Raw genomic sequence first — 23,138 nt, 5'->3', positions numbered from 1 at the left:
GCGCATAGGCACCCGCCTGACACGATAAGAGGCGTAGAAATGGCCGAAACCAAGGGCGCTGCGGGGCGTAGCTCCGGCATGAACGTCGATACCAAGCTGGTGCGCGAGCTCGCCGAGCTCCTCGCCGAAACCGGGCTGACCGAGATCGAGGTCGAGGACGGCGACCGCAAGGTGCGGGTGGCGCGCGGCGGCGCGGTTGCGATGGCTCACGCGCCGGTGCACTCCGTCGCCCCCGCCGCGGCTCCCGCGCCCGCCGCGCCTGCCGCGCCGGTGGCCGAAGCGCCCGCTGCGGACCATGCCGGCGCGCTCAAGTCGCCGATGGTCGGGACCGCATACCTGACACCGGAGCCCGGTGCCCAACCCTTCGTCAAGGTCGGCGACAGCGTGAAGCAGGGCGATACTCTGCTGATCGTCGAGGCGATGAAGGTGATGAACCCGATCGCCGCCGACAAGTCGGGCACGATCAAGGCGATCCTCGTCGAGAACGCGCAGCCGGTCGAATACGACCAGCCCCTGGTCGTGATCGGCTGATCCAGCGATGGGCATTTCCCGCATACTGATCGCCAACCGCGGCGAGATCGCGCTGCGCATCCACCGTGCGGCGCACGAGATGGGCATCGAGACCGTCGCGGTCCACTCGACCGCCGATGCCGATGCGATGCACGTCCGCCTGGCCGATCACGCGGTCTGCATCGGCCCTCCTTCGGCGACGGATAGCTATCTCAACGTCGCCGCGATCATCTCCGCGGCCGAGATCGCCCATGCCGACGCCATCCACCCGGGCTACGGCTTCCTCAGCGAGAATGCCCAGTTCGCCGAGATCGTCGAAGCGCACGGCATCACCTGGATCGGTCCCAAGCCCGAACACATCCGCACGATGGGCGACAAGGTCGAAGCAAAGCGCACGGCCGGCGCGCTCGGCCTGCCGCTCGTTCCGGGGAGCGACGGCGCGGTTTCCGATTTCGAAGAGGCGCGCCGGATTGCCGACGAGACCGGTTATCCCGTGATCATCAAGGCTGCGTCGGGCGGCGGCGGGCGCGGCATGAAAGTGTGCGAGAGCCCCGACCAGCTCGAAACCCTGATGCGCCAGGCCGGAAACGAGGCCAAGGCGGCGTTCGGGGATGCCACGGTCTACATCGAGAAGTATCTTGGCAACCCGCGCCACATCGAATTCCAGGTGTTCGGCGATGGGCGAGGCAACGCCATCCACCTTGGCGAGCGCGATTGCTCGCTTCAGCGGCGGCACCAGAAAGTGCTCGAGGAAGCGCCCTCGCCCGTTATCTCCGAGGAGGAGCGGGCGCGCATGGGCGGGATCTGCGCGAAAGCGATGGCCGACATGGGCTATCGCGGCGCGGGGACCATCGAGTTCCTGTGGGAAAACGGCGAGTTCTATTTCATCGAGATGAACACCCGGCTGCAGGTCGAGCACCCGGTGACCGAGATGATCACCGGTATCGATCTGGTGCGCGAGCAGATCCGCGTCGCCGACGGCAAGGACCTTTCCTGCTCGCAGGAGGACATCCACTTCCACGGGCACGCGATCGAATGCCGCATCAACGCCGAGGATCCTTATAATTTCGCGCCGAGCCCGGGGCAGGTGACGGCGTATCACGCGGCTGGTGGCATGCACGTGCGGGTCGATAGCGGGCTCTACGCCGGCTATCGCATCCCGCCTTACTACGATTCGATGATCGCCAAGCTGATCGTGTATGGCAGCACGCGCGAACGCTGCATCATGCGGCTGCGCCGCGCGCTCGAGGAAATGGTCGTCGAGGGGGTCAAGACGAGCCTCCCTCTGCACCGCGAACTGCTCCAGCAACCGGACGTTCTGAGCGGGGACTACTCGATCAAGTGGCTCGAGGATTACTTGCGAGAGCGGCCTTCCTGAACACGCGAAAAAGGGGCGCGCCGTCGCCGGCCCGCCCCTTCTCCCGCATTGGCTTGAAAGTCAGACGCGCGGATTGCGCGAATTGTGACCGCCCGCGCCGTATAGCACCTCCTGGGTGCGATCCCGGTCATAGCCGGACTTCTCGTCGTCGACCGACAGGAACACGGCTCCGTCCTTCATGCGCTGGCCGTAGTATTCGGCATCCTCGTCATCGACACCGTGGTCCTTCAGGACTTCGTTGACCGAGCCGAGGGCAGCGCCAGCCAGCGCACCGATGCCCATCGCGCCGGGGACCGCGCCGGATGCGATCGCACCGGCAGCTACCAGCGGGCCCACGCCGGGGATCGCCAGTGCCGCCACGCCCAGACCGGCGCCCAGCGCACCGCCACCCAGAATGCCGCGCACGACGTTGGTGTGATCCTCGTCGGTCACGGTGCCATCAGCGTCGGTGGTCGTCACCGTGCGGCCGTGGTGCGCGACCATCGAGATCGAATCGTCACGCACGCCTGCGTTGCGCAGGTCGCCCACCGCTCGGTTGGCGTGTTCGTGACTATCGAAAATTGCATGGGTTGGCATATTTGCGACTCTCTCTGTTGAGGTTGATGACATCGCAACCGCCGAGCGAACCTGTGTGTTCCGCGCGGCCAGAGAGATAAGCCCGAACGGGCAAGTTACCGGTCGAGCGGTACGCCGGGCTCGTGCTTCGCGGTGCGGATCGTGAGAGAAGTCTTCACGCTGTCCACGTTGGGCGCGGGGGTGAGCTTGCTGGTAAGAAATTCCTGGAAGCTCTGCAGGTCGGGACTGACGATCTTGAGGATGAAGTCGATTTCGCCGTTGAGCATGTGGCACTCCCGCACTTCCGGGAGCGATTTCATATGCTCTTCGAATTCGCGCAGGCTGGACTCGGCCTGGCTCTTGAGGCTCACCATGGCGAACACGGTGATCGCGAAGCCGAGCTTCGAAGGATCGAGATCGGCATGGTACCCGCGAATCACGCCCTCTTCCTCGAGGCTGCGGACGCGCCGCAAGCACGGCGGGGCGGTCAGACCGACCCGGCTTGCCAGTTCGACATTCGTGACCCGTCCTTCGCTTTGCAGCTCTGCGAGCAGTTTGCGGTCGATCTCATCCAGATTTGCCATTGCCGCGCCCCCGACAGGTGGTACCCGGCGATTACACCGGGCAACAAAGGCGGCACATTTTGCTGCCGCCCGCTAATTTTATTCTATCTGCCAGCAATTGTCTCGCTTTGCAACGATCCGACCGACCGCAATGATACGGTCAGGCATTGGTGCTAAAGACGAATGTGAAGCGTTCTGCGCCATCTGTTTCGAGAGCCCCTGACAGCACATGCACTTCGACGATCGCCTCGCCACGGTACTGCGCCACCGCGCTGCCGGCGAACGCGCGGCGAATACCCAGTTCCGCCAATTGCTGGACTTGCTGGGCAACCGCGACGTTTCGCGCGAAGGCTCCCTTGTAGCTGCCGCCTGGCTGAGGCTCGCCGCGCTCGGTGAGACGATCGCTCCCGCTGCGCGTGCACAAATGATTCGCGAGCCGGGTCTGCGGTTCCGCAATCCGGAACTCGCACTTCATCTTGCGGAGGACGAGCCCGAAGTCGCCGCGGCAGCGCTGGCCGTAGCGCAGCTGACGGAAGAGGACTGGGAAGCGCTTATTCCGCGCCTGCCGGTCCGGGCGCGGGGTTTCCTGCGACTGCGCCGCGACATGCCGGCTGCGACGCGGGATCTGCTGGACCGGCTGGGAATCCGCGACCGCGGCCTCCCAAGTCCGGAAAGGTCCGGTCCGGATCCGGCTCCCGAAAGGGTACCGGCCCGCCCGATCCCTGCCAACGATCTGGCGGCCGACGACGAAGGTCCTGACAGCGAGATTGGCGCGCTCGTCCGGCGGATTGAAACGTTCCGGAAGACCCGAGCCGCGCGACCCGCGGAGGAAGCGCCGCAGCTGCCGCTCGACGAGCGTGGCGAGGTTCTGCGCAGACTTATCGAGGGTTTTGCATTCACCAGCGATGCCGAAGGGCGCATCGACTGGGCCGAACCGGCCGCCGCCGCCATGGTCGTGGGCGGCATGCTTCCTCCTGCTACCGAACAGCCGCGCACCCAGTACCAGCCGTTGAGGCGCGTCACCGCGGCCCTTGACGGGGCCACTGCAATAGCAGGTGAATGGATCATCGATGCCGCACCGCGGTTCTCCGACCAGGGAGGCCGCTTCATCGGGTACGCTGGACGTTTCCGCCGTCCGCAAAAGGCTCCCGACGCGTCGGCGCGTGCGAGCGGCGGGACCGAGCGGCTGCGTCAGTTGCTCCACGAACTGAAGACCCCGGTCAACGCGATCCAGGGCTTCGCAGAGGTCATCCAGCAGCAACTTTTCGGTCCGACCCCCCACGATTATCGCGCGCTCGCCGCAGCGATTGCAGGCGACGCCGCCCGAATGCTGGCCGGCTTCGACGAACTCGACCGGCTGGCGCGCCTTGAAAGCGGGGCATTGACCCTGGAAAGCGGCCGCACTGACTTTTCGGCGATTGTAGAGCGCCTTGCGGACCAGCTTGGCGAAGTGCTGCGCTCGCGCAACGCGCGTTTCGTGCTTTCTATGAAGACCAGACGCTGTCCCGTGCTGTTCGCTTCCCATGACGTCGAAGCCCTTGGCTGGCGCTTGTTGGCCACGATCACGGGTGCCACGGCAGCCGGCGAGAAGCTGTCGCTGGCTCTGGATGCCGGCGTCAACGAGGCGAGGCTTGCCTGCACGCTGCCGGAGTCGCTGAGGGAGCAGGACGACATTTTCGCTGCAGGGAGCCGCGCCGGTGGCGGAGCCGTGAGCGCGGGCATGTTCGGCGCGGGATTTGCGCTCCGCCTTGCGCGAGCGGAGGCGCGTGCCGCTGGCGGAAACCTTGTGCGTGACGGTGACGAAGTGGTGCTCACCTTGCCCCGCTTGACCGCCGTTGAAGCCGCTCCTAGCCGCGAACAGGCAGGGGTCGCGCTCGGCTGAGCGCGGGCGCCTGCGAAAAAGCAGTCAGGGGGAGCAGATGGATCGACCGATCACCGAGCCGCCTCGCCCGGGTTCGAGTGCCCGCTTCCCGGCCGATTTTGGCATCCGCTCGTTGCTGACGGTCGATACTGAAGAAGAGTTCGACTGGTCGGGCCCGTTCACACGCGACCGGCATGGCATGTCGCACTTCACCCACATCCCCCGCTTCCAGTCCTTCTGCGAGGAACTCGGCGTAGTGCCAGTCTATCTCGTCGATTGGCCGGTCGCGACTTCCCCTCAGGCGGTGGAGGTTATCGGAAGCGCGGTAAGTGCCGGCCGAGCCGAAGTCGGTATCCAGCTTCACCCCTGGGTGAACCCGCCGTTCGAGGAAGAGGTGGGTGCTTTCACCAGCTATGCGGGTAACCTGCCGTTCGCGCTCGAGCGCGAAAAGTTCTTCCGCCTGCGGGACAAGATCGAGCAGGCGTTTGGCGTCCCGCCGCTGATCTACCGGGCGGGACGCTACGGCTTGGGCCGGGACACCGCTTCCATTTTGCGCGAGGCCCGAGTGCCGATCGACAGTTCGGTACGCGCCAATTTCGATTACCGGGCCGGCCACGGACCCGATTACAGTCGGCATCCCCTCGCCCCGTATTGGGTCGACAGCGAACGCGCGCTGCTCGAACTGCCCCTGACGACCGTGTATTGGGGAATGCTCCGCCGCCAGGGGCGTTGGATCCACCCCCTGCTTGGCCGAATTCCCCGGATGACGGGAGCGTTCTCGCGGCTGGGACTGCTGGAACGGATCGCTCTCACGCCCGAAGGGGTCACCGCCGAGGAAGCCCTGCGGGGGATCGACATGGCGATCGACGACCGGTTGCCGCTGCTCGTGCTCAGCTTCCACAGCCCGTCTCTCGCACCGGGTAATACGCCCTACGTGCGCAGCGAGGCCGATCTCGAACGTCTCTACGATTGGTTCAGGCGCGTTTACATGTACCTCGACATGCGGGGGGTCACGCCCACGAGCGTCCGGGATATACTCCGCGCGGTTTCGCACTGAGCAGTTGCCAGCGCGGTGACCTGCGGCTACCGCGCCCGCTCCGGTTTCCGGGAAGGGCCTGTAGCTCAGCGGTTAGAGCTGGCCGCTCATAACGGCTAGGTCGCGGGTTCGAATCCTGCCGGGCCCACCAGCCGGCAAATCGGGATCGACTTCGATCGGTCGGGGAGTGGCGCAGTCCGGTAGCGCGCTTGCTTTGGGAGCAAGATGTCGCAGGTTCGAATCCTGTCTCCCCGACCAGTCGAAGTTCAGCGCGCCGGATCGTCTTTTGCCGTTCGTTCGATCCACCGGGCGAACGCCTCGATGAACTTCTTGAAGAACGCTTCGGTACCATCCTTTGTGATCGTGCCGTCCTCGCCGAACAGGTTGAAGCCGTCCCCCACGTAGGCTTCCGGCTGCTGCAGCACCGGCATGTCGAGGAAGACAAGCGACTGGCGCAGGTGGTGGTTGGCGCCAAACCCGCCGATCGCGCCAGGGGACACCGTCATTATGGCGGCCGGCTTCCCGGCCCAGGCACTCTTGCCATAGGGGCGCGAACCGACGTCGATCGCGTTCTTGAGCGCGCCGGGGACAGAGCGGTTGTATTCCGGGGACACGAACAGCACGGCGTCCGCTCGTGCGATGTTCTCGCGGAATCGCGTCCACGCTTCCGGAGGACCGGCAGCTTCGACGTCCTCATCGTATAGCGGAAGATCGCCGATCTCGACCAGCTCGAGATCGAGATTATCGGGAGCCAGACGGCTCAGCGCCAGCGCCGCCTTGCGGTTGATCGATTCCCGGCGCAGGCTGCCCACTACTACCGCCACGCGAAAGCGCTGTGCCACGGACTATTCTCCTTGAACGTTTTTCTCCCAACGGTCGCGGGAGGCAAGCGTTTCCCGGAGATCGCAGGCCTTATTGCGCCCGCGTGATCGGCCCGGCCTCGTTCGCGAGTATGCCCAGGACAGCGGTCCACGCAGCGACGTTCTGCGCAAGCTGCGCCGGATCGACCTTGTCGAGGGTGTCGTCGGGCGTGTGATGCAGGTCGAAATAGCGGGTGCCATCCTGCGCGAGATCGACCACCGCCAGCTTCTGCGCCGCGATGATCGCGCCAACGTCGGTGCCGCCCTCGGTCTCACCCTCCTGCGGCACGATTCCCAGCGGATTCAGCGCCGCATTGATGCGGGCCGCCAGCGGGGTGCCGGCGAAATTGGTGCGCACCGCCCAGACACGGTCGGCGCCGAAATCGCTTTCCATCGCGACCGCGTGTGCCTCATCGGCATGAGCCTTGGCATATGCGCCGCCGCCATAGCCGCCGAGTTCCTCGCTGCCCGCCCACAGGACCCGGATCGTGCGGAGGTTGCCAGCCTTGTGCGCGGCGAGCGCGGCTTCGGTGATGATCCCGCAGCCTGAAGCGTCGTCGATCGCCCCGGTGCCGAGGTCCCAGCTATCGAGATGGCAGGCCAGCAGGATCATCGGCAGCGAGGGATCGCTACCCGGAAGATCGGCGATCACGTTCCCCGAAGGCATGTTGTCTTGCGGGTGGCTGGTCAGCGTCATTGCGATGCGCAGCGGTTGGCCCCGGCCGGCCAAGCGGGCGATCAGGTCGGCATCGGGGTTCGACACGGCCCCGGCCGGAATGGGCGATGCCTTGCCGAAATTGGTCCCGCCGGTGTGCGGGTTGCGGTGGCTGTCGGTCCCGATCGAGCGGATGACCACACCTGCCGCGCCCTTGGCAGAGGCGATAGCCGGAGCCTGGCGCCGCACGTTGCCGTAGGGGCCATAGCCGGAACCGTCCTGGTTCGCCCGCATCGCGTGGTCCACGAAGGCGATCTTGCCCTTGAGCGAGCCTTGTGGCGCCGCCTTGAGCGCGTCGAGCGTGGGGAAATACACCAGCTCCGCCTCGATCCCCTTGGCCGGAGTCGCCGCGCTGTAACCCAGTGCGGTTATCGCAAGCGGCTGCGGCACGGGCGCGGTAAGACGGGCATGATCGTCGCCCCGCACGAAGCCCCTGATGGGAAAAGGCTCAACCTTCACGTTGGTGAAGCCGAGCCGGGTCAGGCGCTCCTTCGCCCAGTCGCGCGCGGCAGCTTCGCGATCGGTTCCTGCCATCCGAGGGCCCACTTCGGTGGTCAGCCCCTCTGTTATCTCCCACGCGACGCCGGACCCCTCCTGCGGAGTGGCCTGGACGGGGGCGGAAAGGACAAGCGGAAGCGCGGCAAGCGCGAAGGGAAGCGACCTCATGGGCGCGCTTGCTAACCGCTCAATGCGCGCCTGCCAAGCTGCTTGCCCGAAACCGCGCCAATCCCTATCTGCGCCGCAACTCCATACACCCGCCAGATTCCCGAAGGACGACGATGGCCGCCCAGTACGCATACGTCATGAAGAACATGACGAAGACCTTCCCCGGTGCCCCGAAACCCGTGCTGAAGGACATCAACCTGCAGTTCTACCAGGGCGCCAAGATCGGCATCGTCGGCCCCAACGGGGCGGGCAAGTCGACTCTGATCAAGATCATGGCCGGCATCGACAAGGACTTCACGGGCGAAGCCTGGCCGGGCGAGAACATCACCGTCGGCTATCTGGAGCAGGAGCCGGAGCTCGATCCGACCAAGACAGTGCTCGAGAACGTCAAGGACGGCGCGCGCGAAACCGCTGACCTCGTCGAGCGGTTCAACGCCGTCTCCGCCGCGATGGGCGAGCCCGATGCCGATTTCGACAAGCTCGGCGAAGAAATGTCCGAGTTGCAGAGCAAGATCGACGCCGTCGACGGCTGGACGCTCGACAACCAGCTCGAGATCGCGATGGAAGCGCTCCGTTGTCCGCCCGGCGACATGGGCGTGGAAAGCCTCTCGGGCGGCGAGAAGCGCCGCGTCGCGCTGACCCGGCTGCTTATCCAGAAGCCCAGCATCCTGCTGCTCGACGAACCGACCAACCACCTCGATGCCGAAAGCGTCCAGTGGCTTGAAAACCACCTGAAGGAATATGCCGGCGCGGTGCTGATGATCACCCACGACCGCTACTTCCTGGACAACGTGGTCGGATGGATACTCGAGCTCGATCGCGGCTCGTACTACCCGTACGAAGGCAACTATTCGACCTACCTCGAAAAGAAGGCCAAGCGGCTCGAGCAGGAAAGCCGCGAGGAATCGGGCCGATCCAAGGCGCTCAAGGAAGAACTCGAGTGGATCCGGCAGACGCCCGCCGCTCGCCAGACCAAGTCCAAGGCGCGCATCCGCAAGTTCGAACAGCTCCAGGAAGCGCAGAACAACCGCAAGCCGGGCAAGGCGCAGATCGTCATCCAGGTGCCCGAGCGCCTGGGCGGCAAGGTGATCGAGGTGAAGCACATCTCGAAGGCGTTCGGTGACAAGCTGCTGTTCGAGGACCTGTCGTTCACCCTGCCCCCCGGCGGCATCGTCGGCGTGATCGGGCCCAACGGCGCGGGCAAGTCCACGCTGTTCAAGATCCTCACCGGCAAGGAAACGCCCGACAGCGGGACGGTGGAGATCGGTTCGACCGTCCACCTCGGCTACGTCGACCAGAGCCGCGACCATCTCGATCCCAAGCACAACGTGTGGGAGGAGATTTCCGACGGGCTCGACTACATGAAGGTCAACGGCCACGACATGAGCACACGGGCCTATGTCGGCGCGTTCAACTTCAAGGGCAGCGATCAGCAGAAGAACGTCGGCAAGCTTTCGGGCGGTGAGCGCAACCGCGTCCACATGGCCAAGATGCTGAAGCAGGGCGGCAACGTGCTACTGCTCGACGAACCGACCAATGACCTCGACGTGGAAACGCTCGGCGCGCTGGAAGACGCGATCGAGAACTTCGCGGGCTGCGCCGTGGTCATCAGCCACGACCGCTTCTTCCTCGATCGCCTCGCCACCCACATCCTCGCCTTCGAAGGCGACAGCCATGTCGAATGGTTTGAGGGCAACTTCGAAGCCTACGAGGAAGACAAGCGCCGCCGCCTGGGCGATGCGGCCGACCGGCCGACGAGGCTGGCGTACAAGAAGCTTACCCGCTGACGACCTGGTCCTTGCCGCCGCCCTCTTCATGGGGCGGCGGCAGGAACCCGCGCGACAGCGCATGGTATAGCCGCTCGCGGCACACCATGGCCCCGGTCCAGTCGCCGATAAGTGCGGTGGCGAATAGAGGCAGAATTGCGTAGCTGCTGCCGGTCGCCTCGCTCAGGATGATGACAGCGGTGAGCGGCGCGCGCACCACGCCGGTGAAATAACCCGCCATCCCCATCAGCACGATGAGACCCGCGTCCCGGCTGGGGAACAGCGGTGTCAGTAGGTCTCCGAATCCGGCCCCGATGGCGAGAGAAGGCGCGAAGATGCCGCCGGGGATGCCGCTGATGCTGGTCGCCAGCGCGCTCAGGAACTTCGCCGGTCCAAACCAGTACGCGGTGTCGCCGCCCTTGAGCAGCATGGCGGTGGGCCCGTAACCGGTACCGGAGGTCGCACCGCCGGTGGCCAGCCCAATCGCACCGACTACGAGGCCGCAAAGAAGGGCCGTGACCAGGGGTCGTCTGCCTACCATGCCGCCCCAGCGCGCACCCGGTCCCCGTACGGTCAGCAGACCGCGCGAGAAAAGCCCACCGAGCATGCCTCCGCCAATCCCCGCCAGCGGAGCGACCAGAAGCACTTCGCGCACTTCGAGCGCGCCGGTTACGTGTCCGAAGTAGACATAATCTCCCGCGATGCCCTGCGCGGTAAGGCCAGCGATCATGACCGCGCCCATTACCAGCACAGCGACGCGCTGTTCATAGGCGACCGCCAGCTCCTCGATCGCGAAGGCGATTCCGGCCAGCGGCGTGTTGAAGGCGGCCGCCACGCCCGCGGCCCCTCCAGCGATGAGAACACCTGGCGTCAACGGCACCCGCAGGACACGGTGCACCTGGACCATGAATGCAGCGGCAAGTTGCACAGTGGGACCCTCGCGCCCCACGGGCGCCCCCGAGAACAGGCCGGCAACCGTCAGCGACACCTTCATCAGCGCCGTTTTCAGCGAAACGAGCGGCGCCATCGCGCTCTCATCCGTGGCACGGGCTGCGGCCATGACCTGGGGAATTCCCGACCCCCTGGTCTGGGGCACAAAGCGGGTCGCGATATAAGCGATCGCGACGAACATCACCGGCGTCCCGACGAGGTTCAGCCATGGGTGCGTCGATTGTGCGGCAAAGAACAAGTGCTGCGCACGGTCTCCGAACCAGGCGAAGCCGAGCGCGGCAAATCCGATGAGCACGGCGCCCATCAGCGTCGCCAGACGACGGCGCCAGTCGTTCGCCGCCGCCAGTTCATCGGGCAGCGCATCGAGAGCCTTGTTCCAGTTTGTTCGAATTCGCATCCGCCTGGTGCGCATATTGACCGAACAACGTGACGTCTACCTGGGCAAGGTACAAACGCCCTTTCGCTGCCTGACCCACCAGCGCATGATCATCACCAGGCCGCTTGGCGACTGGCCGAGATAGGTTTGCCGGAACCCGAAGGCGGGCTGACCGGACATTCGGCGCTCGTCAGCCGACGAGCCGGGGAAGACTTTTCCTACAGGCGTTTCCCTCGCTACCACAGCCAGATGCACGCTGCTCTGCCCTGCCGATCGCTACTTTCCACGAGACGGCAGTTGTGGGTCACAAAGTTGTTTCCCCAGGACGTGGTCCAAGTGGTCCACGCGCCCCGAACGCGCGGCCAATGGAGCGCCGGGGCATTGCCGGATTAACGGCGGGCATCGCGCACGGTTCAGTTTCGCGACAGCCACGATTAACTAGAACGACTCATCGACAAACGGCCGCAGGTGGTGGGGCGGCTTCTCGTGTTGGAGAACGCCCGTGAATATCAAGTCCCTGTTGCGCACTGGAAGCGCCGCGGCCGTTGCCGCTGCCCTTTCGCTCGGTGCGCTCCCCTCCACCGCCCACGCGGCTGAAGACCTCAGCCCGCGCCGTGGCGATCACGCCCGCGCCGGCAGCACCGTGGATGTCCGAGCCCGCGCCGAAGCGCGTCAGGCTCGCCAGCAGCAGCGCACTGAAGCCCGGCAGAGCGCGCCGGTGCAGCAGCGCACCTACCAGTCACGGATGGCGCAGGAGCGCAGCGGCCGCGACTGGAATCGCAGTGACCGCCGGAGCCCGACCGCCATCGAACGGAGCGGGTCCGACTGGAACCGCGGTGATCGCCGCAGCGCCACCGGCATCGATCGTTCCGGCCGCGACTGGAACCGCGGCAGCGCTGCCCAGGTGCAGGCCAGGGCCGAGGCTCAGGCTCGCGCTGAAGCGGCCGCCCGCGCCCGCTCGCAGACTCCTGTCCAGGGTCGCACCACCGGCACGCGCGACTGGAGCCAGCGGCGTGGCAATGATGGATCGACCTGGCGCTCGAACGACGGCTGGCAGCGCAACGGCACTTATACCGATCGCACGCGCAACCAGACCTATCGCAGCGGCAGCCAGCAGACCCAGCATTACGATAGGGACCGTCGGGATTACCGCGGCGGTAGCCACTATCGCGACCGTGACCGCGATCACCGCTCGTGGAACCACGATTGGCGGCGGGACAACCGGTACAACTGGTACAACTATCGCCGCGCGAACCGGAACGTGTTCCACATCGGACGCTATTACTCGCCGTACCAGAACTATCGCTACAGCCGGCTGAGCATCGGCTTCCGGCTGGGCAGCCTGTTCTACGGTAGCCGGTACTGGATCAACGATCCGTGGCAGTATCGCCTGCCCGAAGCTTACGGCCCGTACCGCTGGGTCCGCTACTATGACGATGCGCTGCTGGTCGACATCTACAGTGGCGAAGTGGTGGACGTGATCTACGACTTCTTCTGGTAATGATGCTCGCTCTTCCCGGCGGGGATTGAGTGGCTCTTCCGGGAAATCTGGACCCCCGCCGGCCCGGCCGACGGGGGTTCCTTTTGCGCTGTATTCAGGCTTTCGGCGTGCCGAACGGCAGCATCCGCCACAAGTTGCCGTCCTTGTCCCATAGCGTGTGCTTGAGGGCGCCAACGATGTGCAGGCCGATCAGGTAGATCATCGCGCTGCCAAGTGTCTCGTGGATCTCGAACACTCCTTCCGCCGCATCGTGCCCGCCCTGCTGAACTGGTAGAGCGCCGACCCGGAGCAGGCCGAAGACGTCGATCCCCTTCCCCTCGACCGAATAACCGATCCAGCCGAGCAGAGGCAGCGCGATCAGCAGAATGTAGAAAACGGCGTGGGTGACATGCGCCAGCACGCGTTCCCACCGGTGCAGTGTCGGGGCCAGGGGCGGAGGTCGATGGACCAGCCGCCAGAGGATGCGCAGCACCGTCAGCGCCAGGATGGTAATTCCCGTCGCAGCATGAAGCTGCATCAGGTTGTCGCCGTCCCGGGCGTTCTCCGCCAACTGCCAGTTGACGATCACCGCCACGGCGATGAGCCAGTGGAGCAGCATGGCCACCCCCGAGTAACGTGGCCCGCGTTCTGCCTGCATGGGGGTCCTCTCCCGAAATGAACGCGATCTGTAGCAGCGGCCCGCTGCGCGGCAAGCCGCGGGTTTGCCTGATGGCCGCCGCTTGCTAATCGGACTGCCATGGCGACGACCGAACTGATTCCTGACAAGGATGCCCTTCGCCGCGTGGGCGAGACCGTACGCAAGCGTTTGTTGGCCAATCCCGGCGTTTACAAGGTGCCGACCGACAAGGCTGAAATCTTCGCCGTGGGCGATTTCCTTACCGTATCGGAATGCCAGCGCCTCATGCGGATGATCGACACGGTCGCCCGCCCTAGTACGCTGTTCGACGAAGAGTACGGCTCTGGGTTCCGCACCTCGTACTCCGGGGACCTCAATGTGTACGACCCTCTGGTGAAGGCAGTCGGGCGGCGGATTGACGACTTGCTCGGCATCAACGGCATTTGCGGAGAATCCATCCAGGGGCAGCGCTATTTCCCCGGCCAGGAGTTCAAGGCGCACAACGACTGGTTCTACACCACGGAAGACTACTGGAAAGCCGAGCGCAAGCGCGGCGGGCAGCGCAGCTGGACCGCCATGGCGTTCCTCAACAAGGTCGACAAAGGTGGCGAAACGCATTTTGTCGAGGTCGGGGCCAAGATCGAGCCCAAGCCCGGCGTGCTGCTTATCTGGAACAACGCGCTTCCCGACGGTACGCCCAACGACAACACGCTCCACGCCGGCACTCCGGTGATCGAGGGCGTGAAATACGTCCTGACCAAGTGGTACCGCACCCGCCGCTGGAAATAGCGCCTACTTGCCCTCCCGCGCCTCCCCGATCGCTTCCTCGATCGTTTCTTCCGCCTTCTTGGCCTCTCGCAGCGCGAAGTGGGCCATCTTGTCGAGCTTGCGCGACAGGCGGAGGATTTCGACCGTCGTGCGCAGGTTGATTTCGTAATCGTGCCGGTTGGTGATGCGGTCCTTCTTCGCCTGCCGGTTCTGGCTCATTAGGATGATCGGCGCCTGCAGCGCTGCAAGGGTCGATAGAGACAGGTTGAGCAGGATGAAGGGATAGGGATCGAACGCGATGCCCATGTAATGGACAAGGTTGAGCCCCATCCAGATCGCCATGAACAGCACGAAGGCGATGATGAATCCCCAGCTTCCCCCGACCGCCGCGACGCGGTCCGCCGCGCGATCCCCGAACTTGGTGTTGACCACTTCCAGTTCGTCCGGGTCCAGTTCGATCTCGGTCGAGGCGACCCGGCAGAGGACGCGCTGCTCTTCCGCGTCGAGCTCGTCGAACGGTCGGCCGAGCAGATCCTCGGCCAGCGCTTCGGGGCTCGTGTCGAACGCGCGCCTCATACGCCCGGCTGACGCTGCAGCGCCTCGGCGATCAGGCGGCGGGTGTTGGCGATCCCGTAAAGGGCGATGAAACTGCCCATGCGCGGCCCCTGATCGCTGCCGAGCAAAGTACGATAAAGCGCCTGAAACCAGTCGCGCAGCGATGCGAAGCCGAATTCCTCCCGCTTGCCGATCTCGTAGACCATTGTCTGCAGGTCCTCCGGCGACGCTCCCGGTTCCATCGCCGCCAGTTCCGCGTCGAGCGCGCGCAGGGCAGCCGCCTCGTTCTCGCTTGGTGCCGCATGGACTAGCCCCGGCGCGATGAAATCGTGGTTGTAGGCGAGTGCCGCGCCCACCAGCCGGTCGAGTTCCGGATGAGCGGCGGGAGTAGCATCCTTCACATAATTGCCGAGGTAGGACCAGACCTGGTCCCTGGTTGCCGCGGCGCCGAGCACTCCCACCAGATTGAGCAGCAACGAATAGGTCACCGGCTGGGTATCGCCCGCGCCCTGGCGTGCCGGGTCGGTCACGCCAAGCAGGTGCCACACCGGGTTGCCCAGCTGCTTGTCCAGTGGTTGGTTTGCCAGCGCGCCGCGGAACTGCCAGTAATCGTCGACCGCGCGCGGGATCACTCCCGCGTGCAGGCTCTTGGCGCTCTTCGGATTGGGGAAGATGTAGAACCCGAGCGACTCGGGGGTGCCGTAAGTCAGCCACTCCTCGATCGTCAGCCCGTTGCCGCGCGACTTGGAAATCTTTTCGCCGTTGGCATCGAGGAACAGCTCGTAGATCAGCCCTTCCGGCTTCCGCCCCCCAAGCACCTGCGCGATCTTGCCCGACTGTATCCCGCTGTCGGTCAAGTCCTTGCCGTACATCTCGTAATCGACGCCCAGCGCGACCCAGCGCATCGCCCAGTCGACTTTCCACTGAAGCTTGGCCTGACCGCCGAACACGCTCTGTTCCACCGTGGCGCCATCTTCGTCGGCAAAGCGGATCATGCCCGCTTCGGCGTCCACCACTTCCACCGGTACCTGCAGCACCGCGCCGGAAGTGGGGCTGACCGGCAGGACCGGCGAATATGTCGCCGCCCGCTCGGCCCTCAGCGTGGGCAGCATGATGTCCATGATCGCCTGGTACTGGGTCAGCACGCCACGCAGTGCATGGTCGAAACGGCCCGAGGTGTACATCTCGCTCGAGGAGACGAACTCGTAGTCGAAGGAGAACTCGTCGAGGAAGGCCCGCAGCTTGGCATTGTTGTGTGCCGCGAAGCTGGGAAAGCCCGCTTCGAACGGGTCGGGAATGCGCGACAGGGGCTTGCCGAGGTGCTGCGCGAGCAGGTCGGCATTGGGTACGTTGTCTGGCACCTTTCGCAGCCCGTCCATGTCGTCGGAAAACGCCACCAGCCGCGTGGGCGCACCGCCGGTCAGAGCCTCGAACGCGCGCCGCACCAGCGTGGTCCGCAGCACTTCCTGGAAAGTGCCGATGTGCGGCAGGCCGCTGGGGCCGTAGCCGGTTTCGAAAAGCACCGGCTGCCCGTCCGGACGGAGGCCGTCCGGATAGCGCTTCAACAGCTTGCGCGCCTCCTCGAACGGCCAGGCCTTGGACACGCGGGCGGCTTCGATCAGGACGGTATCGGTCATCGGGCGGGCCTTGTCCCGAATCGCCCTGCGGAGGCAAGCGCCAAGGCGATTTGTTGGATCGGTGGACCACTTGGACCACTGTCCTGGAGAATGCATTCGTCGCTCGCGAAAAGCGCGCGCGAAATGTCGACGGGAGCGATGTCTTCATCGGTCATCGGTCCCGATCTACCTCGCCGACCCGCTGTAGGACATGCGGGCGTTTACTTTTCGTTCCACCCTTTGCATGGATCGCAATGTGATCGAGCCGCTCGTCCTTCCCGCGCTGCACGCCAGTCACGCCGGCACCTGGCTACGCGAGGGGACCACCACCCGCGGCTGCGGCAAGGGGGAGGCGGTAATGGCGGCGGCCGATACTCCGCTGCTGCTGCTCAACGCGCCGCTGGTGGCGACGCGGCTGGGCTATCCCGACCTGTCCGGTCTCGATCTGCTCGAACTGTTTGCCTTCGTTCATCCGGCCCGCTTCGCCGTGCCGACGCCCAAGGGGCTGGCCCACGCACTCGGCATGGAAGAGCCCGCTGGCGACGACGCGGTGCCTGCGTTCCTGCAAGTCGCCGCGGGGAGGATGATCGCGACCTGTCAAAGAGAGGATTGGCCAGAGCGCGAAGGCGCGTGGTCCACACTCCAGTCGCTCGTACGGATGCGCTGGCCGTGGGCGCAAGTGCTCGTCCATCATATCCGCAAGCCCGAGCGCGCGGAGCGCTGGCTGTTCGCCCGCTTGCCCGAATGGGAAGAAGCGCCCGAGCGCCCCGCCCCCGGTCACGTGCTTATCGAGGAGGAGGAAGTGGAGGCCCGCCTTGCCCGCCTGACCGGCGAAGGGGCGGAAGCGCGCGAGGGACAGCGGCGCTATGCCCGGGAAGCCGGCGGCGTGTTCGCTCCGCGGCCCAAGCGGGGGACACCGCACCTGCTTCTGGCGCAGGCCGGGACCGGCATTGGCAAGACCCTTGGCTACCTCGCCCCCGCGCACCTGTGGAGCGAGAAATCGGGCGGGACCGTGTGGGTCAGCACCTACACCAAGAACCTCCAGCGCCAGCTTCGCCGCGAAAGCGCGCGAGCGTGGCCTGCCAACCGGCAGGACGGCAGCCGGCCGGTGGTGGTCCGCAAGGGGCGCGAGAACTACCTCTGCCTCCTGAACCTCGAGGATGCGCTGCAGGGCGGATTCGGCGGTCGCGCGGCGATCCTGGCGCAACTCGTCGCGCGCTGGGCGGCGTTCAGCCAGGACGGCGACATGATCGGCGGCGACCTGCCCGGCTGGCTCGGGACGCTCTTCCGCAAGCGAGGGATCGCGGCGCTGACAGACCAGCGCGGCGAGTGCGTCTATGCCGGATGCCCGCACTACCGGAAGTGCTTCATCGAGCATGCCGCGCGCGCCTCGGCCCAAGCGGACCTGGTGATCGCCAACCACGCGCTTGTCATGGTCAACGCGGCGCGCGGGCGCGACCATGCGCAGCGGCCAACGCGCATCGTGTTCGACGAGGGCCACCATGTCTTCGAGGCGGCCGATTCCACGTTTGCCGCGGCGCTGACCGGGGCCGAGGCGATCGAGTTGCGGCGGTGGATCGTCGGACCGGAGAAACAGTCGCGGGGCCGCCGCCGGGGGCTCGCAGCGCGGCTAGCCGATGTCGCAAGCTATGACGAAGCGGGCGGAAATGCGGTCGAGGCCGCGCTTGCCGCGGCGCAAGCTCTCCCGTCGGACGGCTGGCTCCAGCGATTGGTGGACGGCACGCCCGCGGGCCCGATCGAGGCGCTGCTTGGTGCGGTGCGCGCGGTGACCTTCGCCCGTGACGAAAGCGGCGGCCAGGATGCGGGCTATGGGCTCGAGACCGAAGCGGCAGGGCTCGACGGACCGATCGTCGAACTAGCCGGCCAGGCGGCCGGGGCGCTCGCGGCGATACGCTCGCCCCTGTTGCGGCTGGGCGGGCGGCTCGAAGCCATTCTGGCGGACCCGCCCGACTGGCTCGACGCGCAGGGCCGCGCGCGCATCGAAGGGGCGCGTCATTCGCTGACCTGGCGCTGCGACCTCCTGGCGGCGTGGGAATCGCTGCTCGACCGGCTTGGCGGGCCCGGCGATCCGGAGTTCGTCGACTGGCTGGCGGTCGAGCGAAACCCCAATTCCTCCAGCGGTGCGCGCGAGTTCGACGTCGGCCTGCACCGACACTGGCTCGACCCGATGAAGCCGTTCGCACAAGTCGTTCTCGAGCCGTCGGACGGGGTGATGCTGACCAGCGCGACCCTGAAGGACGGGCCCGACTGGGAAGCTGCCGTGGCGCGCAGCGGCGCGGCGCACATCGACGCGGTGCCGCGCACGTCCGAAGCGCAAAGCCCGTTCGACTACGCCGCAAACGCCGAAGTGCTGATCGTCACCGATATCCAGCGCGGCGACATACCGGCGCTCGCGGGTGCCTATGGCCGGATTATCGAGGCGTGCAGTGGCGGTGTGCTGGGCCTGTTCACCGCGATCCGGCGGCTTCGCGCGGTGCACGGGCGAATCGCCGACCGGCTCGCCCGGTCGGGCCTGCCGCTCTATGCGCAGCATGTCGACCCGATCGATACCGGCACCCTGGTCGACATTTTCCGCGACGATCCGGCGGCCTCGCTTCTCGGCACCGACGCGTTGCGGGACGGAGTGGACGTGCCGGGCCGCTCCTTGCGGTGCGTGGTGATGGAGCAGGTCCCCTGGCCGCGGCCGACGATCCTGCACAAGGCGCGCCGGGCGGCGGGCGGCGGGAGCGCATATGACGACCGCATCATCCGCGCGCGGCTCGCCCAGGCGTTCGGGCGGCTGATCCGATCCAAGGACGACCGGGGGCACTTCGTCGTCCTCTCGCCCGCTTTTCCAAGCCGGTTGCTGACCGCCTTCCCGCCCGGTACGCCGATCGTCCGCTGCACCCTCGACGAGGCTTTACAACGCGTCGCAACCGGTGTTTCCGCGAGTGCAGAGTCGGCCGAAGCGCCGCAAATCGGGATGAAGTGAACTGCCCAAGCTGCTCGGCCTGCTGCGCCACGCCAAGTCCGACTGGGACGACATCGGGATGCGCGATTTCGACCGTGGTCTGAACGCACGCGGCGTGCGCGGGGCTAAGCTGATCGGGGAGCATATCCGACAACACGGGGTGCGCTGGGACCTGCTCATCGCAAGCCCCGCCGCCCGGGTGCAGCGTACGCTGGAAGCGGCGCTGCCCGCTCTCTCGCCGCACTACGACAAACGCCTTTATCTCGCAGATGCGGACACACTGCTCGAAGTGTTGCGGGGCGCGGGCGATGCCGATTCCGTGCTGATCGCCGGTCACAACCCCGGCCTTCAGGACCTGCTCTTCGCGCTGGTGCCGCCGAGCGAGGAGAACGACCTGTTCGACGAGGCTTCGATCAAGTTCCCCACCGCTTCGTTCGCGGTGCTCGAACTGGCGATCGACGACTGGTCGAACCTGGCCAAGGAGACCGGGAAGCTGGTGCACTTTGCCCGGCCGCGGGATCTCGACCCGACGCTGGGCCCCGAACTGGCCTAGAGCAGCGAGGGTTGCTTGGGCGCGGCGGGCCTGGGCCGCCCCGCCCACCGCTCCTCCGTTCGCTCTACCGTCAATTCAAGATCGCACGTTCGCACCAGGCGCAGCGCTTCGTCGGCTGTGCCATGCTGCCAAATATCCCAGTGCTCGCTGGAAAGCACCACCGGCATCCGGTCGTGCACGTCGGCCATCTGGCTGCATGCGTCCGACATGACCATCGAATATGCATCGCCCCACTCCGCGGTAGTCCGCCAAACGCCGGCGGTCGCGAACAGCTCGTGACCGGCGAGGCCATACCACGTCCGGGTCATTCGCCCGCTCTCACCCTCCGCCTCGGCCCAGTGGCTGACGGGGATCAGGCAGCGGCGCTTGACGAAACTTTCGCGCCAGAACCCGGTCAGCAGCTTGTCGTCCCGCGCGTTGTTGACCGGCTTGGGTTTCAATGGCTGGCCCTGCTTGCCCTTGAGCACCACCGGGAAGCCCCAGGCCATCTGCCGCACGCGGCCCTCGGCCACTACCAGACCCGGATAGCCGGGATAGACTTCCGTCCCGAAGTTAGCGCCCGCAGCTTCGTTCACAGCGTCGAACAATCTCGCGACCTCGTCGGCATTCCTGGTCATCCGATAGAGGTTGCACATCAGGCGTTGCCCACCACAAGGCAGGCCGCCGCGACCAACGCTCCCGCCACGCGGTTCGAGCGGAAGCGTTCGAGCGGATTGTCCGGATCGGCAGGGTCGAGCGTCGCCACCTGCCAGGCGAGGTGAAGCGCGGCGGGCGCGAGGGCAACAAGCGCCAACGGGTCGCCGCGCAGCAGCCAGAACGCCAGCAGCCACAGCGCGACCGCGGCGGCATAAAAGCCCGCCACGCCGCCGCGCACATGGCGCCCCAGCCTGAGCGCGCTCGAGCGGATGCCGACCAGCGCGTCATCCTCCCGGTCCTGCAGCGCATAGATCGTATCGTAGCCCATGCACCAGAAGAACGCCCCAGCGTAGAGAGCGGCCATGACCTCCACGTGATCGGAGCGTATCTCGATCCATCCCACCAACGCGCCCCAGGTGAATACCAGACCGAGCCACGCCTGCGGCCACCAGGTGACCCGCTTCATGAATGGATAGGCTGCTACGAGGGCGAGGCTGGCCAGCGCGACGAACTGCGACTGCCAGCGCAGTTGCAGCAGCACCAGAAGACCGGCTGCTGCAAGGGCGAGAAGCCAGCCCCATGCGACCCGGACCGGGACTCGCCCGCTTGCGACGGGACGCTGCGCAGTGCGCGCCACCTGCCGGTCGAGGTCGGCATCGACGATGTCGTTGTACACGCAGCCTGCCCCGCGCATGGCGATGGCGCCGAGCAGCATCCACGCGAGCAGTCCGGGCTGCCAGCCCGCTCCGGCGAGCCAGACGCCCCAGGCGCAGGGCCAGAACAGCAGCCACCAGCCGATTGGCCGGTCGAAGCGGGCCAGCATGGCCAGGTCGCGCAGGCGCTGCGGCAGGCGGGCGACAAGGCCACGGTGCTCGCTGTCGGGGACGATCGTCTCGTTCACCCCTGCGCACTAGTATGCGCGCGCCGAACTGCAAAGAGACGCAGCCGCCGACTATTAAATTCGCTGGCGCAGGCCTTTCGCGTTTTCTAATGCAACCCGCATGAGCACCCGCCAGGCTTCGGACGCCGACGATCCCATCATCGAGCGCCGCGAGCAGCTCATCGCACCCATGGCCCGCGGGGAGAAGCCGAAGGACGCCTGGCGCATCGGCACCGAGCATGAAAAGCTCGTCTTCCGCCGCCGCGATCACGCCGCGCCGTCCTACGACGAGCCCGCAGGTATTCGCCAGATCCTGTTGGAAATGCAGGCTTTCGGCTGGAAGCCGGTCGAGGAGAACGGCAACATCATTGCCCTCACCGGGCCGGATGGCGCGATCAGCCTGGAGCCTGCGGGGCAGCTCGAACTGTCGGGCGCACCGCTGCGTTCGCTGCATGAAACTTGCGCCGAAACCGGCCGCCATCTCGACCAAGTCAAGTCGATCGGCGAGCGGCTCGACATCGGTTTCCTCGGCCTCGGCATGTGGCCGGACAAGACCCGCCAAGAGCTGCCCGTGATGCCAAAGGGGCGCTACGAGATCATGATGCGGCACATGCCGCGCGTCGGCAGCCTTGGCCTCGACATGATGCTGCGCACTTGCACCATCCAGACCAACCTCGACTATTCGAGCGAGGCCGACATGGCGCAGAAGTTCCGCGTCAGCCTCGCGCTACAGCCCCTTGCCACCGCACTGTTCGCGAACTCGCCCTTCACCCAAGGCAAGCCTAACGGATACCTTAGCTACCGCAGCCACATCTGGTCCGACACCGACCCCCACCGCACCGGCATGCTGCCCTTCGTGTTCGAGCAGGGCTTCGGGTACGAGGCCTACGTCGATTACATGCTCGACGTGCCGATGTACTTCGTCTTCCGAGACGGGAAGTACATCGACGCGGCAGGGCTGAGCTTCCGCGATTTCCTCGACGGCAGGCTGGCGGTCCTGCCCGGTGAGAAACCGCGCCAGTCCGATTGGTGGGATCACCTCTCCACCGCGTTCCCCGAGGTGCGCCTCAAGTCCTTCCTCGAGATGCGTGGCGCGGACGGCGGTCCGTGGAACCGCATCTGCGCGCTGCCGGCACTGTGGGTGGGCCTCCTATACGATCAGGGGGCACTCGATGCCGCATGGGATCTCGTCAAGAGCTGGACGATGGAGGAGCGCGAGGTCCTGCGCAACGCGGTGCCGAAGCTCGGCCTCGACGCGCCGGTCGCGGGTGGCCGGACTTTGCGCGATATCGCGCCCGAAGCACTGCGGATCGCGCGCCAGGGCCTCGTTTCGCGCGCGATGCTCAACAGCGGCGGCGACAACGAGAGCGGTTTCCTCGAAACCCTCGACGAGATCGTCGCAAGCGGCAAAGTCCCGGCCCAGCGCTTGCTCGATCTTTATCACGGCGAGTGGAACGGCGATATCAGCCGGGTCTACGAACAAAGCTTCTGAGGGAGACGGCGGATGATACTTGTGGTCGGCACGGTGAGGGTTCCCGAAGAGGCGTTCGACAGCGCCCGCCCGGCGATGGAGCGCATGATTGCCGAGACCCGCAAGGAAGACGGCTGCATCCGCTACGCATTCGCGCGCGATCTCGTTGATCCGGGCCTGATGCACGTGTCCGAGGCGTGGCGCGACCGTGATGCGCTGACGGCTCACGCGAAATCGGACCATATGCGCGAATGGCAGGCCGCGATCGGCTCGGTCGGCGTCAGCGAGCGGAACCTGCGGCTCTACGATACCGACGAAGGGGTGGCACTCTAGG

Annotated in this window: 21 protein-coding genes and 2 tRNA genes; 13 read left to right on the top strand and 10 right to left on the bottom strand. The window is 66.0% G+C overall.

Annotated elements, in window-relative coordinates; all coding sequences use genetic code 11:
* Positions 1-39 precede the first annotated feature (39 nt).
* Both accB and accC read left to right on the top strand, forming a co-directional pair.
* Positions 40-531 carry an acetyl-CoA carboxylase biotin carboxyl carrier protein gene (gene accB, locus IEW58_RS03000; protein WP_188643762.1) on the top strand — a complete coding sequence of 164 codons (492 nt, stop codon included), beginning with the start codon at positions 40-42 and terminating at the stop codon, positions 529-531.
* 7 nt (positions 532-538) lie between these two features.
* Positions 539-1,888 carry an acetyl-CoA carboxylase biotin carboxylase subunit gene (gene accC / locus IEW58_RS02995; protein WP_188643761.1) on the top strand — a complete coding sequence of 450 codons (1,350 nt, stop codon included), beginning with the start codon at positions 539-541 and terminating at the stop codon, positions 1,886-1,888.
* 60 nt (positions 1,889-1,948) lie between these two features.
* Here the strand turns inward: accC and IEW58_RS02990 are convergent, their stop codons facing one another.
* On the bottom strand, positions 1,949-2,464 hold the full coding sequence (locus IEW58_RS02990; RefSeq protein ID WP_188643760.1) for a general stress protein: 516 nt from the start codon (positions 2,462-2,464) through the stop codon (positions 1,949-1,951).
* A 95-nt stretch (positions 2,465-2,559) separates the two neighbouring features.
* The gene (locus IEW58_RS02985; protein WP_188643759.1) at positions 2,560-3,027 is read right to left on the bottom strand and encodes an Lrp/AsnC family transcriptional regulator; all 468 of its coding nucleotides are present in this window, start codon (positions 3,025-3,027) and stop codon (positions 2,560-2,562) included.
* A gap of 208 nt (positions 3,028-3,235) precedes the next feature.
* Between IEW58_RS02985 and IEW58_RS02980 the strand changes: the two genes are divergently transcribed.
* From IEW58_RS02980 to IEW58_RS02965, 4 genes are all read left to right on the top strand, one after another.
* Positions 3,236-4,888: a sensor histidine kinase gene (locus IEW58_RS02980; protein WP_188643758.1), complete on the top strand. Its 1,653-nt coding sequence runs from the start codon at positions 3,236-3,238 to the stop codon at positions 4,886-4,888.
* 37 nt (positions 4,889-4,925) lie between these two features.
* Positions 4,926-5,924, top strand: coding sequence for a polysaccharide deacetylase family protein (locus IEW58_RS02975; RefSeq protein ID WP_188643757.1), 999 nt, complete (start codon positions 4,926-4,928; stop codon positions 5,922-5,924).
* Between the two features lie 54 nt (positions 5,925-5,978).
* Positions 5,979-6,054, top strand: a tRNA-Ile gene (locus IEW58_RS02970).
* A gap of 30 nt (positions 6,055-6,084) precedes the next feature.
* Positions 6,085-6,161 (top strand) — tRNA-Pro (locus IEW58_RS02965).
* 8 nt (positions 6,162-6,169) lie between these two features.
* On the opposite strand, the gene IEW58_RS02960 is transcribed toward IEW58_RS02965, so the two are convergent.
* Positions 6,170-6,745 carry an NADPH-dependent FMN reductase gene (locus IEW58_RS02960; RefSeq protein WP_188643756.1) on the bottom strand — a complete coding sequence of 192 codons (576 nt, stop codon included), beginning with the start codon at positions 6,743-6,745 and terminating at the stop codon, positions 6,170-6,172.
* A gap of 70 nt (positions 6,746-6,815) precedes the next feature.
* Positions 6,816-8,144, bottom strand: coding sequence for a M28 family peptidase (locus tag IEW58_RS02955; protein ID WP_188643755.1), 1,329 nt, complete (start codon positions 8,142-8,144; stop codon positions 6,816-6,818).
* Between the two features lie 113 nt (positions 8,145-8,257).
* Between IEW58_RS02955 and ettA the strand changes: the two genes are divergently transcribed.
* Positions 8,258-9,931 (top strand): energy-dependent translational throttle protein EttA, encoded by a 1,674-nt coding sequence (ettA, locus tag IEW58_RS02950; RefSeq protein ID WP_188643754.1) that lies wholly within the window; start codon positions 8,258-8,260, stop codon positions 9,929-9,931.
* Here ettA and IEW58_RS02945 read toward each other — a convergent pair.
* Positions 9,921-11,258, bottom strand: coding sequence for a chloride channel protein (locus IEW58_RS02945; RefSeq protein ID WP_188643753.1), 1,338 nt, complete (start codon positions 11,256-11,258; stop codon positions 9,921-9,923). The two genes, ettA and IEW58_RS02945, sit on opposite strands and share 11 nt — an antisense overlap.
* 481 nt (positions 11,259-11,739) lie before the next feature.
* On the opposite strand from IEW58_RS02945, the gene IEW58_RS02940 reads away from it, so the two are divergent.
* Positions 11,740-12,738, top strand: a complete 999-nt coding sequence (locus tag IEW58_RS02940; protein WP_229658410.1) for an RcnB family protein — start codon at positions 11,740-11,742, stop codon at positions 12,736-12,738.
* Positions 12,739-12,832: 94 nt separating this feature from the next.
* Here IEW58_RS02940 and IEW58_RS02935 read toward each other — a convergent pair whose 3' ends face one another.
* Positions 12,833-13,375: a cytochrome b gene (locus IEW58_RS02935; protein ID WP_188643752.1), complete on the bottom strand. Its 543-nt coding sequence runs from the start codon at positions 13,373-13,375 to the stop codon at positions 12,833-12,835.
* 99 nt (positions 13,376-13,474) lie between these two features.
* Between IEW58_RS02935 and IEW58_RS02930 the strand changes: the two genes are divergently transcribed.
* Positions 13,475-14,143, top strand: coding sequence for a prolyl hydroxylase family protein (locus IEW58_RS02930; RefSeq protein ID WP_188643751.1), 669 nt, complete (start codon positions 13,475-13,477; stop codon positions 14,141-14,143).
* A 3-nt stretch (positions 14,144-14,146) separates the two neighbouring features.
* On the opposite strand, the gene IEW58_RS02925 is transcribed toward IEW58_RS02930, so the two are convergent.
* Positions 14,147-14,698: a DUF1003 domain-containing protein gene (locus IEW58_RS02925; RefSeq protein ID WP_188643750.1), complete on the bottom strand. Its 552-nt coding sequence runs from the start codon at positions 14,696-14,698 to the stop codon at positions 14,147-14,149.
* Positions 14,695-16,314 carry a lysine--tRNA ligase gene (locus tag IEW58_RS02920; RefSeq protein ID WP_188643749.1) on the bottom strand — a complete coding sequence of 540 codons (1,620 nt, stop codon included), beginning with the start codon at positions 16,312-16,314 and terminating at the stop codon, positions 14,695-14,697. The genes IEW58_RS02925 and IEW58_RS02920 overlap by 4 nt, the downstream gene beginning before the upstream one ends.
* A gap of 235 nt (positions 16,315-16,549) precedes the next feature.
* On the opposite strand from IEW58_RS02920, the gene IEW58_RS02915 reads away from it, so the two are divergent.
* Together IEW58_RS02915 and IEW58_RS02910 are read left to right on the top strand one after the other, a co-directional pair.
* On the top strand, positions 16,550-19,285 hold the full coding sequence (locus tag IEW58_RS02915) for an ATP-dependent DNA helicase (protein ID WP_373284701.1): 2,736 nt from the start codon (positions 16,550-16,552) through the stop codon (positions 19,283-19,285).
* A gap of 1 nt (position 19,286) precedes the next feature.
* The gene (locus IEW58_RS02910) at positions 19,287-19,817 is read left to right on the top strand and encodes a SixA phosphatase family protein (protein ID WP_188645643.1); all 531 of its coding nucleotides are present in this window, start codon (positions 19,287-19,289) and stop codon (positions 19,815-19,817) included.
* On the opposite strand, the gene IEW58_RS02905 is transcribed toward IEW58_RS02910, so the two are convergent.
* Together IEW58_RS02905 and ubiA are read right to left on the bottom strand one after the other, a co-directional pair.
* Positions 19,814-20,452 carry an SOS response-associated peptidase gene (locus IEW58_RS02905; RefSeq protein WP_188643747.1) on the bottom strand — a complete coding sequence of 213 codons (639 nt, stop codon included), beginning with the start codon at positions 20,450-20,452 and terminating at the stop codon, positions 19,814-19,816. The genes IEW58_RS02910 and IEW58_RS02905 overlap by 4 nt on opposite strands.
* Entirely contained in the window at positions 20,452-21,354 is a 903-nt protein-coding gene (ubiA, locus tag IEW58_RS02900) for a 4-hydroxybenzoate octaprenyltransferase (RefSeq protein ID WP_188643746.1), read from the bottom strand. Before ubiA ends, IEW58_RS02905 begins: the two co-directional genes overlap by 1 nt.
* Before the next feature lie 100 nt (positions 21,355-21,454).
* On the opposite strand from ubiA, the gene IEW58_RS02895 reads away from it, so the two are divergent.
* Together IEW58_RS02895 and IEW58_RS02890 are read left to right on the top strand one after the other, a co-directional pair.
* Positions 21,455-22,825, top strand: a complete 1,371-nt coding sequence (locus IEW58_RS02895) for a glutamate--cysteine ligase (protein WP_188643745.1) — start codon at positions 21,455-21,457, stop codon at positions 22,823-22,825.
* 12 nt (positions 22,826-22,837) lie between these two features.
* Positions 22,838-23,137, top strand: a complete 300-nt coding sequence (locus IEW58_RS02890; RefSeq protein ID WP_188643744.1) for a putative quinol monooxygenase — start codon at positions 22,838-22,840, stop codon at positions 23,135-23,137.
* The last annotated feature ends 1 nt before the right edge of the window (position 23,138 follow it).

The organism is Tsuneonella deserti, assembly GCF_014644315.1.
Taxonomy (GTDB): Bacteria; Pseudomonadota; Alphaproteobacteria; order Sphingomonadales; family Sphingomonadaceae; genus Tsuneonella; species Tsuneonella deserti.
This window is presented reverse-complemented; position numbering and strand designations above follow the sequence as displayed.

What these genes read in the sequence shown, in the direction of transcription:
- accB (WP_188643762.1), top strand. Translation starts at nt 40, where the DNA reads ATGGCCGAAACCAAGGGCGCTGCGGGGCGTAGCTCCGGCATGAACGTC.
- accC (WP_188643761.1), top strand. Translation starts at nt 539, where the DNA reads ATGGGCATTTCCCGCATACTGATCGCCAACCGCGGCGAGATCGCGCTG.
- IEW58_RS02990 (WP_188643760.1), bottom strand. Translation starts at nt 2,464, where the DNA reads ATGCCAACCCATGCAATTTTCGATAGTCACGAACACGCCAACCGAGCG.
- IEW58_RS02985 (WP_188643759.1), bottom strand. Translation starts at nt 3,027, where the DNA reads ATGGCAAATCTGGATGAGATCGACCGCAAACTGCTCGCAGAGCTGCAA.
- IEW58_RS02980 (WP_188643758.1), top strand. Translation starts at nt 3,236, where the DNA reads ATGCACTTCGACGATCGCCTCGCCACGGTACTGCGCCACCGCGCTGCC.
- IEW58_RS02975 (WP_188643757.1), top strand. Translation starts at nt 4,926, where the DNA reads ATGGATCGACCGATCACCGAGCCGCCTCGCCCGGGTTCGAGTGCCCGC.
- IEW58_RS02955 (WP_188643755.1), bottom strand. Translation starts at nt 8,144, where the DNA reads ATGAGGTCGCTTCCCTTCGCGCTTGCCGCGCTTCCGCTTGTCCTTTCC.
- ettA (WP_188643754.1), top strand. Translation starts at nt 8,258, where the DNA reads ATGGCCGCCCAGTACGCATACGTCATGAAGAACATGACGAAGACCTTC.
- IEW58_RS02945 (WP_188643753.1), bottom strand. Translation starts at nt 11,258, where the DNA reads ATGCGAATTCGAACAAACTGGAACAAGGCTCTCGATGCGCTGCCCGAT.
- IEW58_RS02935 (WP_188643752.1), bottom strand. Translation starts at nt 13,375, where the DNA reads ATGCAGGCAGAACGCGGGCCACGTTACTCGGGGGTGGCCATGCTGCTC.
- IEW58_RS02930 (WP_188643751.1), top strand. Translation starts at nt 13,475, where the DNA reads ATGGCGACGACCGAACTGATTCCTGACAAGGATGCCCTTCGCCGCGTG.
- IEW58_RS02925 (WP_188643750.1), bottom strand. Translation starts at nt 14,698, where the DNA reads ATGAGGCGCGCGTTCGACACGAGCCCCGAAGCGCTGGCCGAGGATCTG.
- IEW58_RS02920 (WP_188643749.1), bottom strand. Translation starts at nt 16,314, where the DNA reads ATGACCGATACCGTCCTGATCGAAGCCGCCCGCGTGTCCAAGGCCTGG.
- IEW58_RS02905 (WP_188643747.1), bottom strand. Translation starts at nt 20,452, where the DNA reads ATGTGCAACCTCTATCGGATGACCAGGAATGCCGACGAGGTCGCGAGA.
- IEW58_RS02895 (WP_188643745.1), top strand. Translation starts at nt 21,455, where the DNA reads ATGAGCACCCGCCAGGCTTCGGACGCCGACGATCCCATCATCGAGCGC.
- IEW58_RS02890 (WP_188643744.1), top strand. Translation starts at nt 22,838, where the DNA reads ATGATACTTGTGGTCGGCACGGTGAGGGTTCCCGAAGAGGCGTTCGAC.